The organism is Moraxella nasicaprae, assembly GCF_025643275.1.
Lineage (GTDB): Bacteria > Pseudomonadota > Gammaproteobacteria > Pseudomonadales > Moraxellaceae > Moraxella > Moraxella nasicaprae.
Genome location: NZ_CP089977.1, coordinates 912916 through 925923, shown reverse-complemented (window position 1 = coordinate 925923; position 13008 = coordinate 912916). Strand labels below are relative to the sequence as shown.

Here is a 13008-nt window from a genome sequence, read left to right as displayed (position 1 = left end):
TATTAGACAGCATGATAAAGAAAAATTTTGGCATCAAAAGTGCATACGGACAACTGATTTTATTGGTATTTTTGCCCATCGTGATTTTGGCAGGCGTGGGGGCAGCGATTGTGCTTGGCGAGACTCGCAGGGCGTTTTGGTCAGAGCAAGATGTGCTGGCAAAGGCAGCATTGGCTCGCTATGAAACCATCATCAGACCGATGATTAAAGAGATTGAACAAAAACAAAGCCAAAATCAGATTGATGCTCAGATTGGGCGATTGGGCAGTGAGCCGATTTCAGCCAGCATCGCTCCGATTGATGACCGTGAAGCAGTGGATAGCTGGTTTGCTCAATTTCAGCGTTCGCCCAGTCAGCATGTGCTGCGTCTGGCGGTGATGGATGAGCAGGGCAAAATACTGTTCACCACAGGGGTTCAGACCGATGAAGCATGGGCAACTTTTGATGTTAATGCCAACCAAATCAACCGCCTGCCGACTGATGTGGGTACAGCCTATGGAACCGCCATTTATTCGGACAAAAACCGCTATTGGCTGATGGTGGATATGGATAATGCCCCATTGCAGATTGCTTATTATCGTGTGGGGCTGGCGTTATCCATCACAGGGTTGAGTACGGTGTTGCTACTGCTGCTGATTTTAAATATTTATTCAAAACGCTGGATTGCACCGATTTATGAAATGCGACTGTATTTGCAAAGGCTTAATGCCAATAATCTGTCATACATTCCAGACTTGCAGACTGATGGCGAATTTGCCCTATTAAAGCACGATTTTGCTAGGGCGATTCAGCGACTTGATGCCAGCTTTACTGACCTAAAAAACCACGCCCAAGAGACCGAAAGAGACTTACAGCAAGCCTTTGACGAGATGGAAATGCAAAATATTTCTATCCGTAATGCTCGTGATGCTGCCATCAGTGCCAGTCAGGCTAAATCAGCATTTTTGGCAAACATCAGCCACGAATTGCGTACACCGCTCAACAGTATCGATGGCTTCATCAATCTTTTGGCTCGCAAATCAGGACTGACCAGCGAGCAAGATTTGTATGTGCAAACCATCAAAAAATCTTCTGCTCATCTGTTAGCACTGGTCAATGATGTGCTGGATTTTTCAAAAATGGAAGCAGGCAAACTTGCCTTAGATGAGCATGATTTTGACCTATATGCTGCCGTCTATGATGTGGTGGATATGCTATCGCCTGCCGCCTTAGAAAAAAAATTACGCTTGTCGGTGCTGTTTTATCATGATGTACCGATTTTGGTGATGGGCGATAGTTTGCGGTTTAAGCAAATTTTGACCAATTTGGTGGGCAATGCCATCAAATTTACCGAATCTGGCAGCGTGACGGTGCGAGTCAGTCTGGCGGATAGGGCGAATTTTTTGCGTATTGAAGTTGAAGATACGGGCAAAGGCATCAGCGAGAGCGATAAAGTCAATTTATTCCAAAGTTTTAGTCAAGGCGATTTGTCGGTTACTCGCCGCTATGGTGGCACGGGTCTGGGTCTGGTCATCTCAAAACAGCTGGCTCATTTGATGGGCGGCTCGATTGGGTTTTTTGATAATAACAGCGAAAACATTGCCAAGTCTGGGTCAACTTTTTGGTTTGAGATACCATCAGGGGTGGACATAGTGGAAGAAATGCCAATGATTGTCTGTCTGAACAATCCGATGAATATCTTGGTATGGATTAACCACGACCCAGCATTGCAAGTTTTAAAAGCAAGCCTTTCAGGTACGCCTGCTAATATGGTAGTGACGATTGGCTTGGCAGATTTATTAGAACAGCTTGATAATAAAGAAACGCAGTATGATTGGGTGATTGTCGATTATTTTGGGCAAGATGCTGCCAAAGATGACATTGGGGCGATTTTACGCCAGATTCGCCAGCGTTATCATGGCAAATTGGCAAGCTATGGCTATCAAGTGGGCATGGATACGACATTATTGGGTCGCTATCAGGCGGTGGGATTATACGAACCGATTGACAGAAGACAGCTTTGTGCGATGCTAAACAATCAGGATAATTTGGCATTGCACGCTCAATCTTCTCGTCAGGCTAGGTTTGATGGTTGCCGTGTGCTGGCGGTGGACGACCATCTGCCCAATCTGCTGGTATTAGAGGCTTTGCTGGGCGAAATGGGTGTTGATGTATTGACCGCAGAAAGTGGCTTTGAGGCGATTGAAAAAATGAATCAGAGCATCTCTGGCACAGGACTGCCCATTGATTTGGTGTTCATGGATGTGCAAATGCCTAGAATGTCTGGCTTGGAGGCAAGCATTGAGATTCGTAAGATTGAGCAGGCTCATCTGGCTCAGCCTGTACCCATCATTGCTTTGACCGCACATGGATTGTCAGACGAAAAAGACCGCTTGGTGGCATCAGGGCTTGATGATTATGCCAGTAAGCCCATCGGTCAGGTGCAACTGGTTCAGTTGTTACAACGCTGGCTACATCGACATGAGCAGACAGAAGCGTTGCCCACTCCTGCACTGCTGGCGGTCGATGGCACGACTTTGGCAGATGTGGATTGGCAAGATGCGTTGGATAGGTCAGCAAATAAACCTGAGCTTGCCTTGAAGATTTTGACCATGCTCATTGATGCCATTGAGGAGGATAAGCGAGCATTTGAAAGGGCGTGGGCGGATAGAGACCGTGCTAAATTGTCAGAATTGTCGCACCGCATGGTGGGAGCGTCTCGCTATGCAGGCGTGCCAAGATTACGCCTGATGAGCGAATCATTTGAACAAAAATGCCGAGCCGATGTCCAAAAAACAGACGCTGCTGCTTTTGTGGCGTTGCGTCCTGCTTATCGTGCCTTGATTGATGCTTTGGACGCATTACAGACGGTGGATTTATCGCAGTTTAATACTTGACGAGATGTGGGTTTTGTTTTATAGTTATGTTAATTTTTACTTGATAATGAGCGTATCATGAAAGCATTGTTTATGGGAATTGGGGCTATTTGTACAGCGATGACGCTGTCGGCTTGTGGCACGATGACAAAAGCAGAATGCCAAGTGGCGGACTGGTATCAAGTGGGATTAAGCGATGGCAAAACAGGCAAAATGTGGCATCATCTTGCAGACCATGCCAAATCCTGTGCCAAAGCTGGTATCGTGCCAGACAAGCAGGCTTGGGAGGCGGGTCGCCAGCAAGGCTTACAAAGCTACTGCACCATCGGCAATGCTTATCAGCGAGGGCTAAAAGGCATCTCGGTCGGCATGGCTTGCCCTGCTGAATCGCAAGAGATATTGGACAAAGCCAATCGTTATGGTCAAGCGATTCATCAGCTAGAATCTGACATCGACAGCAAACTAAGAGAACGCAAAAAACTGGTGGAAGAGTACAACAAACTTCGTGGTGGCGACATGCTCAAATTTCAAAGTGTCAAAGAAGCCAGATTAAGAATGCTGGCATTGCCAAGCGTGGTGAGCGACTTGGACAAGGAAGTGACGGAATATCAATCCAAATTGGACTATCTGCGTCATCACTCTCCGTATGCTTCTTACTAATCAAAGACCGTCAGCATGAGTCGTTGGCGGTTTTTTCTTGGGCAAAATTACAGGATTGGTTGATGATTTTGCCCAAAACTTTGTTAAAATTCTGTTATAATATTCAACCATTTCTTTCACAAATCATCGCCAAGTGTTATCGCACATGGACAAAGCTCAATAAAGGTGGCAAACATGATGAGTACTATTGCTGGTCTGGGTTTTTTGACCGACTTTCAAGCACAAAAATTGACCAAACAACTCAACGATAAGGCAAATCTTGCCATTACGGCGATTGACAGCCAGCAGGTCTATATTTTTAATTCGGCATTGTCCGATGCTGACCGTAAAAAAGCCATCAATCTACTCAATCATGGCGAAGAAGTTGCCCCAAAAACCGCCCAAGCAGGTCAAATTCAGGTGGTGGTCTCCCCTCGTTTTGGCACGATTAGCCCATGGTCATCAAAGGCGACCGATATTTTTAAAAATTGCGGTGTGAATATTGAGCGTGTGGAGCGTGTGGTGGTGTACACGCTGACAGGCGATGAACTGCCTGCCAGATTGCCAAAACTTGCTGAGAATATTCTGCACGACCGCATGACGCAGACGCTTAGTTATCAGCTTGATGAGGTGGCAGCCTTATTCATTGATGGCGAGCCTGCCCATCTAAGCACGGTGGACATCATTGGTCGTGGCAAGGTGGCGTTGGTTGAGGCGAACAGTGAGCATGGTTTTGCATTATCCGAAGAAGACATCGAGTATTTGGTTGAAAACTTCATCAAATTAGGTCGTAATCCAACCGATGTCGAGCTGATGATGTTTGCTCAGGCTAACTCAGAGCATTGCCGCCATAAGATTTTTAATGCCGAGTGGACGATTGATGGACAGGTGCAACCAAAATCATTGTTTAAGATGATTAAGAACACGCACGAAAAACATTCTGATGGCATCTTGTCTGCCTATAAAGATAATGCGGCGGTGATGGCAGGTTTTGAAGCACAGCGTTTTTATCCCACCAAAAATGAGGCAGGCGAGTCGCAATACGATTTTCATCAAGAGCAAATCGATATTTTGATGAAAGTAGAAACGCACAACCACCCAACCGCCATCGCACCGTTTGCAGGAGCAGCAACAGGGGCTGGTGGCGAGATTCGTGATGAAGGAGCGACAGGTCGTGGCGGTAAGCCAAAAGCAGGTCTGACAGGATTTAGCGTGTCTCATTTACACCTGCCTAATATGCCCGAAAAATGGGAGCAATCAGGCAAGGTATCAAGTGCAGATTATGGCAAGCCAGAACGCATGGCAAGTGCTTTGGACATTATGATTGAGGGTCCTTTGGGTGGGGCTGCATTTGCCAATGAGTTTGGTCGCCCAAATCTTAATGGCTATTTTCGCAGTTTTCAGTTAGACACTTCTGACGCACAGGACGGTAGCCAGATGCGTGGCTATCATAAGCCCATCATGATTGCAGGGGGTTATGGTAACATCAAACGCAACTTGGTACAAAAAAACGCCATCAAAGAGGGCGATTTGCTCATCGTATTGGGAGGTCCTGCGATGCAAATCGGTTTGGGTGGCGGAGCGGCAAGCTCGGTAGATAGTGGCGAGCTTGATGAAGGGCTGGATTTTGCGTCCGTACAACGAGACAATGCTGAGATGGAACGCCGCTGCCAAGAGGTCATTGATGCGTGCTGGGCGATGGCAAAAGATGGCGATGATAAAAACCCAATCATCTCCATTCATGATGTCGGTGCAGGCGGTCTGTCCAATGCAATGCCAGAGCTGGTTGATGACCATGAGCTTGGAGCTCACTTAAATCTGCGTAAAGTGCCATCACTAGAAGCTGGCATGAGTCCGATGGCGATTTGGTCGAACGAAGCCCAAGAACGCTATGTGCTTGCTATTGCACCAGAAAGCGAAGAAGTGTTCAGCCAAATCTGTGCCAGAGAACGCTGCCCATACGCAGTATTGGGCGTTGCCACCCAAGTTCGTGAACTTAAAGTTGATGATAGCCTGTTGCCAGAACAACCTGTGGATATACCAATGCAGGTGCTACTTGGCGGCACACCACGCATGAAAAGAAGTTTTGAGCGTACAGATGCCAAGCTAAGCCCGCTAGATGTATCAGGTGTCGATTTGGCACAAAGCATCAAAGATGTGTTAAGACACCCAACGGTCGCCAGCAAATCGTTTCTCATCAGCATTGGCGACCGCTCCATCACAGGCATGGTAACCCAAGACCAATATGTCGGTCGCTATCAAGTGCCTGTGGCAGACGCTGCGGTCACATCAAGCGGTCTTTTGGCGAACACAGGCGAGGCGATGGCGATGGGCGAGCGTAGCCCTGTGGCACTCATTAATCCTGCGGCATCGGCACGCCTAGCGGTGGGCGAGGCGGTAACTAACATCGCATCAGCAAATATTGCAAAAATCAGCGACATCACATTATCTGCCAACTGGATGGCAGCGTGTGGCGATGACAAAGAAGATGCCGCCTTGTTCGATGCGGTGTATGCAGTGGGCGAAGAGCTGTGCCCTGCGTTGGGCATCACCATTCCTGTGGGTAAAGATAGCTTGTCAATGAAAGCAGGCTGGAAAGATGGCGAAGAGGACAAATCAGTAACCTCGCCAATGAGCCTGATTATCACAGCTTTCGCCCCTGTGCAAGATGTCGCTAAGACCATCACGCCTGAGCTTGCCAATCAAGATTCAGCATTGTATCGTTTGGATTTATCCAAAGGCAAGCTGCGTCTAGGCGGTTCGATTTTTGCCCAGACATTAAGCCAGCTTGGCGATGATAGTGCTGATTTGGATAGCCCCAAAGATTTGGCAAATTTCTTTGCATTTATCCAAGCGGCTGCCCAAAAAGGATTGATTCAAGCCTATCATGACATTGGTGATGGTGGCTTGATTGCTGCTGTTGCTGAGATGCAGTTTACCAGTCGTGTTGCTATTGCGTTGAGCCTAAGTGATGACCATCTTTTGGGTCAGCTGTTTGCCGAAGAATTGGGTGCGGTTGTTCAGGTGTTGCCAGAGTCGGTGGATGAATTTGTGGCATTGGCACAAAGTCATCAGGTTGATGATATGCTAAGCCTTGTCGGTCAGGTTAAGCAAACGCCAGCAGGCGGGGCAGGGCTTGATGTGTTAAGCATCACCACACCAAGCCAATCTTTGTCTTTTGCTCGTAGCCAATTACAAAAAGAATGGACAAAAGTCAGCCACGCCATCGCAAGTTTGCGTGATAATCCAGCCTGTGCTGACCAAGAATTTGCTTTGATTGATGATGTCAATCATCATGGTTTGATTGCACAGGCAAATTATGACCTAGATTTGGCGGTAGAAGCCCCTTATGTAAACAGTCGCACCAGCCTGCCAAAAGTTGCCATCTTGCGTGAGCAGGGTGTTAATGGTCATTTGGAAATGGCGGCAGGTTTTGTACGAGCAGGCTTTGAGGCGATTGATGTCCACATGAGCGACTTGATGAGTGGTCGCATCAATCTGCGAGACTTTGAAGGCTTGGTGGCGTGTGGCGGTTTTAGCTATGGCGATGTGCTGGGTGCAGGTTCTGGCTGGGCAAATTCGATATTGTTCCACGAGGAACTTCGTATGCAGTTTGCCAGATTTTTCCATCGCCCAGAGACTTTTGCGTTGGGCGTGTGTAATGGCTGTCAGATGATGAGTCAGCTTAAAGAGCTGATGATTGGGGCGGAGCATTTCCCACGCTTTATTGCCAACAAGTCAGCTCGTTTTGAGGCTCGCACGGTCAATGTCCGTGTTGAACGCACCAAGTCGGTACTGCTTAAAGGCATGCAAGATAGCATCTTGCCTGTGGCGATTGCTCATGGCGAGGGCTATGCCAACTTGACCGAAAAAGCCAAGTTTGAGCTTGAAAATAGCGGTCAAATTGCCTTGCGTTATGTTGATAGTCAAGGCAATCCAACCGAACATTATCCGCTAAACCCAAATGGCTCGCCACAAGGCATCACAGGTATTTGTAGTAATGATGGTCGTGTAACTTTAATGATGCCGCACCCAGAGCGTACGCTTAGAGCGGTCAATCATTCATGGAAGCCTGATGAATGGGCGAATGATGGTGCGTGGATGCGTCTGTTCCGCAACGCTCGTGCATTCTTGCGTTAATGCCTAACCTGTGTCATGTCATAAGGTGGTCGATGACCACCTTATTTTTTTGTTCAGTAACATTTTAGAAAACTTTTGCTTTATCAATGAAATATTAGTATAATAAATCGACTTATCGTTTTATTTTATCAATCATCAAATAGGATTATACTACCTGTTTGATGATTTTTTACAAAATATTGACAAAGTTTTATTAGATTATTTTGTCAATTCACAATAATAGGAGTCATTGATGGAAATCGCTTTAAATGGCTATTACACGCTGATTTTAGCAACCTTAGTGTTGCTGCTTGGCAAATTTTTGGTTAAAAAAATCAAATTTTTAGAAGATTTTAGCATTCCAGAGCCTGTGGCTGGCGGTCTTGTGGCGGCTGCGGTGATTTATGCGTTGAATGCGTTTTTTGGTTATAGTTTTGTCTTTTTTAAGGACCTACAAACAGCCTGTATGCTGATGTTCTATGCGTCCATCGGTTTGTCGGCTGATTTTAGCCGTCTAAAAGCAGGCGGTCTGACACTGGTGATTTTTACCATCATCGTATCGTTATTCATTGTCCTACAAAATGGTGTGGGTGTCGCATTGGCAAGTGCTTTTGGCTTAGAGCCGTTGATGGGTCTGGTGCTAGGCTCAATTCCTTTGACGGGTGGTCATGGCACGGCAGGTGCTTGGGGTGCAACACTTGAAAATGACTTTGGTTTGGTTGGTGCAACCACTTTGGGTATTGCAGCGGCAACTTATGGTCTGGTGGCAGGCGGTCTAATCGGTGGCCCTGTGGCAAAACGCATCATCACCAAAAAACTAAACATGCAGCCAAGCGTTCATCAAGTAACTGATTCATCAACCCTAAAAGAAACAGGCAATGCTGGCGAAGAAGTCTTTGAGAAATCAGACAAAGTGCGTCTGATTACCGCTACTTCTGCCATCGAGACTTTGGCGTTGTTTGCAGCCTGTTTGGTTTTCGCTGATGTGATGACAGGCGTGGCAAAAGGCACGGCATTTGAACTACCGACTTTCGTATGGGCGTTGGCAGGTGGTGCGATTTTGCGTAATGCATTGACCTTGATTTTCAAGTTTGATATGTTTGACCGCTCCATTGATGTCTTTGGTAATGCGTCTTTGAGCCTATTTCTTGCCATCGCATTGCTGAATCTAAAACTATGGGAGCTAACTTCTTTGGCAGTACCTGTATTGGTGATTTTGCTGGTGCAAACGCTGGTGATGCTTTTGTTTGCATATTTTGTGACCTATTATGTGATGGGTCGGGACTATGATGCAGCCGTTTTGTCGGCGGGTCATTGTGGTTTTGGTTTGGGTGCAACACCAACCGCCATCGCCAACATGCAGGCAATCACCGATCGTTATTTGCCATCGCATAAAGCGTTTTTGGTTGTGCCAATGGTGGGTGCGTTCTTTGTGGACATCATCAATACCGCCATTTTGGGGGTTTTTACCAAAATGCTATAAGCCTCATGATAAAAAACACGCTCTTAAAGGGCGTGTTTTTTATTTGGGCGGACTTACATTTAAATGGATTGTCAATTTGGTGCTTACACAAGATACCATCTAAAATCATACATGATAAAAACCGTTCATGGTCAAAGAATTACACCATTGGGCTTTTTCATCGTGCTTTGACGAATTTTTTGTAATGACAATCTGTGGTTGTGGTAAGTCTGAGCAATCAGACAGCAGATTTTGTTGGCGATATTACGCCATCAAGTTTAGCTTAACTGCCCGATTTTTTGTCCCATCATCACAACTGAGCCGTGTGCAATGTCATCTTGCCAAGCCGTGCCTGCTTGTTTTGGCAGAACGATGATGGCGGTTGAGCCTAGATAGAATCGACCAAGTTCATCGCCTTTGGCAAGGGTCAAATCGTGAGTGCGATACTGAATGTATGGCGTGCGTTTGATTGGACCTGTGGCAACGCATTCGATGCCAGCGACAATCATCGCACCAACCAGCACCACGCACGCCTTACCAAAAGCGGTCTGAAATACACAGACCAATCGTTCATTGCGAGCAAATAGGTCAGGCACATGCTGTGCAGTGGTGTTGTTCACTGAAAATAGCGTGCCAGGCACATAGCGAGTGGCGATGAGTTTGCCGTCAAATGGCATATGCACCCGATGATAGTTGCTGGGAGCAAGATAGATGGTGGCAAAGCTGCCATCAGCAAAATACTGACCATCATCAAAATCTGCCAATAACTGACCGACCTCGTAGTCCTTACCTTTGGCTTGTAAGATGGCTTGGGCGTGAATGTTGCCAAGCTGAGAAACCGTGCCATCAGCAGGGCAGATGATGCCATTTGGGGTTGGGTCAATGGGGCGAGCGTTGTCTTTGAGCTCACGAGTAAAAAAATCGTTAAAACTGGTGTAGTCGTCCAACGAGCCTCTGTCGTATTCATCAAGTTTGATGCCATAGGCTTTGGCAAAAGTTTTGATGAGTGGTTTTTTGACATAAGAAACCTCGCTTTTGGCAAGCATACCTGCCAATTCGCTGAGGGTTTGCTGTGGCACTAGGGTTTGAAGTAGGGCAAATTTATTCATTGTTACCATCAATGATTGAGAAGAATTTTGCCTATTTTAGCATAAATACACCTTATTTGCCCCAAATAAACATCATAAAAAACCCAAAGTATTGTTACTTTGGGTTGGTGTGTTAGCCATAGATTTTTCGAATCAGTGCTTTAAAATAAGCAAAGGCATCATCAGCCCCTTTCATGGCAGCGGCTTTGGCATCATCACTGAGCGGTAGTGCGTCAATCTTGGCTTTCACAGCACGCCAATGCGGCATACGACCATCTTCGTGAGCCGCCAAATGTGATGCACCAAATTCATCGGTCAAGTCGATTTTGCCTGCCTCTTTGTATAAAATGGCTGCCCCAACATTCGAGCCTTCAACGCAGTACAGCCAGCCAATCGCCTCATCATCGGTATAATTTGGCACTTCGATGCCTGTTTGGAATGGAGCAACTTCTAGGTCTTTCATGTCTGATTTGACTCGGTCAAGACGAGATAGGTTAATCAGACCGTCAATGTGTGAAGTCAAAAACTCTTTGGTATAAATTGGCAATACTGCCGAATGAAATTCATATTGGGCTTGTAAAAATTTGCGATAATTGTCATGACTGGCAAAGGGCTGCATCGACATGACCAAATTGTCCACGCTGTCGTGAGTGGTGCGAGAGTGTTCTTTGAGTGCTTCGGTGATGGTGGTCATTTTTGTATTTCCTTGACGATGATTTTGAAAAAAAGTATGCTTATTATTTAGCCAAAATACCGTTGTAATTTATCAAACATCATCTAAAAAGTAAAGTATTTTCCCGCAAATAATAATCATTTTTATTTTACTTTTTGGAGTCAGACTGTTATCATATTTTGTTAATCGGACTATTTGAAATTTTCTACTGTTGGTGTGCCATGAATTTGGCTACAATAACTCTTCATTTTTTACCAACAGGCAAATCCAAGAATGCTTAGTGTCATGAAACAATCGCCCAATAATCCTTTGCACCAAAACGCCCTCATGCGGGGTGTGTTTTTTGGCTTGGGTGTGATGTTTTTTGGTCTAGGTTTGCTGGGTGTGGTTGTGCCAGGTTTACCAACGACGGTGTTTATTTTATTAGCAGCTTACTGCTGGGCAAAAAGCTCTCGTCGATTTTATGCTTATTTATTGCGACATAAGATTTTTGGCAAGATGATTATGGATTGGCAAGAACGCCGTGCGATGCCAAGATTTGCCAAATACATGGCGTGGGGCATGATGAGCGTGTCTGTGGTGGTGCTGTTGTTTAGCCTGCCTGATGGTAAACTATGGGTGGCAGGCTTGGTTGGGGCGATTTGTCTTGCGGTATCGATTTGGATGGCACGCTTGCCTGATGCGTGAGTCTTGCAATTTTGCTGGCTTAGCGATATAATAACGCCCACTGGTGAAGTGGCTGAGTGGTCGAAAGCGCACGCCTGGAAAGTGTGTATACGTTAATAGCGTATCAAGGGTTCAAATCCCTTCTTCACCGCCATATACGATAATCCCCCAAGCAAGTTGTTTGGGGGATTTTTTTACCACTTTAATTCTGTGCAAAAATATTGTAGTATAGGGCGTATTTTGTTGGATTTTTCTTAAAATATGCTTGCTATTTTTGATAGACAAACGATAATGTTCAGCCGTTCAGCCGTTCAGCCGTTCAGCCGTTCAGCCGTTCAGCCGTTCAGCCGTTCAGCCGTTCAGCCGTTCAGCCGTTCAGCCGTTCAGCCGTTCAGCCGTTCAGCCGTTCAGCCGTTCAGCCGTTCAGCCGTTCAGCCGTTCAGCCGTTCAGCCGTTCAGCCGTTCAGCTAAAACCACATAACTTTTTTGTTAAAAATCAATCTTTTAACAGCCTAATCATTCATCATCTAACAACCTGCTTCCGCTTGGAAGTAGGTTTTTTGTTGTCTAAATTTGGGGGCTTGCAATGATTGATAAACAAGTTACGCCCCAAAAGATGACAATTGATTTTGATATTGCCAATTTGTCGGAGAATGATTTGTATCAATACTCTCCAGAAATCTTGGAAGTTTTATTAAAAGACCGAACCTCTTCTTATTATAGCAAAAAGAAAAAGAATATTATTTGGGCAAATGACAATTATATTGGGCTTGGTAAAAAGTATGGCGCAACTTGCCCCATCACCCCTGATTTGATTACAGGCAATCAGGGGAATTTAATCATTCCCAGAGCTTTAAAATCCAAGGCACAACAAAAAGAACGCACCAAATCTAAGGCAGAAGTTTTTACCCCCAGTTGGATTGTCAAAAAACAAAACGATGCTTTGGACAAAAATTTTAAAGATGATGATTTAAAAACCTATATTGGGAGAACTTGGCTTGAAATCACTTGTGGTGAAGCCCCTTATCTTGCCAATCGCTATGAAATGGCAACAGGCGAATTGATTGAATTGAATGAGCGAGCAGGATTTTTGGATAGGAAATTAAGGCGCATCAATCAAGAAATTGACAATCCAAAACAATGGCAATATTGGGCTAAAAAAGCCTATCAAGCAAGCTATGGATTTGAATGGAATGGCGACTCTTTATTATTGGCAAGGGAAAACTTGTTATTAACCTATTATGATTTTTATATGGACAAATGGCAGAGCAAGCCGTCCATCGATGAATTGCTGCAAGTCGCCCAAATCATCAGTTATAACATTTTTCAAATGGATGGATTGACTTGCACCATTCCCTTATCACAAAAAAGACAACTCGTTTCTTATCCTCAAGATGACTTATTTGATACAGCAAAACCACAAGAGATTATGGTTCATCAAGGACGACTTGTCAAAATCAAAGATTGGCAAACGGGAAAATTGGTTAATTTTATGGAGTGATGGTT

Annotated in this window: 8 protein-coding genes and 1 tRNA gene; 7 read left to right on the top strand and 2 right to left on the bottom strand. The window is 45.4% G+C overall.

Annotation, left to right across the window (positions count from 1 at the left end; all coding sequences use genetic code 11):
- Positions 1-11 precede the first annotated feature (11 nt).
- The 4 genes from LU297_RS04365 (at position 12) to gltS (ending at position 9096) form a co-directional block, all read left to right on the top strand.
- Positions 12-2876, top strand: coding sequence for a hybrid sensor histidine kinase/response regulator (locus LU297_RS04365; protein ID WP_263077196.1), 2865 nt, complete (start codon positions 12-14; stop codon positions 2874-2876).
- Positions 2877-2933: 57 nt separating this feature from the next.
- Positions 2934-3515 (top strand): DUF2799 domain-containing protein, encoded by a 582-nt coding sequence (locus LU297_RS04360; RefSeq protein WP_263077195.1) that lies wholly within the window; start codon positions 2934-2936, stop codon positions 3513-3515.
- Positions 3516-3689: 174 nt separating this feature from the next.
- On the top strand, positions 3690-7634 hold the full coding sequence (purL, locus tag LU297_RS04355) for a phosphoribosylformylglycinamidine synthase (RefSeq protein ID WP_263077194.1): 3945 nt from the start codon (positions 3690-3692) through the stop codon (positions 7632-7634).
- Between the two features lie 232 nt (positions 7635-7866).
- Positions 7867-9096 (top strand): sodium/glutamate symporter, encoded by a 1230-nt coding sequence (gene gltS, locus LU297_RS04350; RefSeq protein ID WP_263077193.1) that lies wholly within the window; start codon positions 7867-7869, stop codon positions 9094-9096.
- A 257-nt stretch (positions 9097-9353) separates the two neighbouring features.
- Here the strand turns inward: gltS and asd are convergent, their stop codons facing one another.
- Both asd and LU297_RS04340 read right to left on the bottom strand, forming a co-directional pair.
- On the bottom strand, positions 9354-10184 hold the full coding sequence (gene asd / locus LU297_RS04345; RefSeq protein WP_263077192.1) for an archaetidylserine decarboxylase: 831 nt from the start codon (positions 10182-10184) through the stop codon (positions 9354-9356).
- A 112-nt stretch (positions 10185-10296) separates the two neighbouring features.
- Entirely contained in the window at positions 10297-10857 is a 561-nt protein-coding gene (locus tag LU297_RS04340) for a biliverdin-producing heme oxygenase (RefSeq protein WP_263077191.1), read from the bottom strand.
- A 264-nt stretch (positions 10858-11121) separates the two neighbouring features.
- Between LU297_RS04340 and LU297_RS04335 the strand changes: the two genes are divergently transcribed.
- The 3 genes from LU297_RS04335 (at position 11122) to LU297_RS04325 (ending at position 13003) form a co-directional block, all read left to right on the top strand.
- Complete coding sequence (locus LU297_RS04335) at positions 11122-11523, top strand: YbaN family protein (RefSeq protein WP_263077190.1); 402 nt, start codon at positions 11122-11124, stop codon at positions 11521-11523.
- A gap of 42 nt (positions 11524-11565) precedes the next feature.
- Positions 11566-11656: transfer RNA gene (locus LU297_RS04330), tRNA-Ser, on the top strand.
- Between the two features lie 432 nt (positions 11657-12088).
- Positions 12089-13003, top strand: a complete 915-nt coding sequence (locus LU297_RS04325; protein WP_263077189.1) for a restriction endonuclease — start codon at positions 12089-12091, stop codon at positions 13001-13003.
- The last annotated feature ends 5 nt before the right edge of the window (positions 13004-13008 follow it).

Bases quoted from the DNA above. Each gene is read 5' to 3' on its own strand.
- LU297_RS04365 (WP_263077196.1), top strand. From the start codon at position 12: ATGATAAAGAAAAATTTTGGCATCAAAAGTGCATACGGACAACTGATT.
- LU297_RS04360 (WP_263077195.1), top strand. From the start codon at position 2,934: ATGAAAGCATTGTTTATGGGAATTGGGGCTATTTGTACAGCGATGACG.
- purL (WP_263077194.1), top strand. From the start codon at position 3,690: ATGATGAGTACTATTGCTGGTCTGGGTTTTTTGACCGACTTTCAAGCA.
- gltS (WP_263077193.1), top strand. From the start codon at position 7,867: ATGGAAATCGCTTTAAATGGCTATTACACGCTGATTTTAGCAACCTTA.
- asd (WP_263077192.1), bottom strand. From the start codon at position 10,184: ATGAATAAATTTGCCCTACTTCAAACCCTAGTGCCACAGCAAACCCTC.
- LU297_RS04340 (WP_263077191.1), bottom strand. From the start codon at position 10,857: ATGACCACCATCACCGAAGCACTCAAAGAACACTCTCGCACCACTCAC.
- LU297_RS04335 (WP_263077190.1), top strand. From the start codon at position 11,122: ATGAAACAATCGCCCAATAATCCTTTGCACCAAAACGCCCTCATGCGG.
- LU297_RS04325 (WP_263077189.1), top strand. From the start codon at position 12,089: ATGATTGATAAACAAGTTACGCCCCAAAAGATGACAATTGATTTTGAT.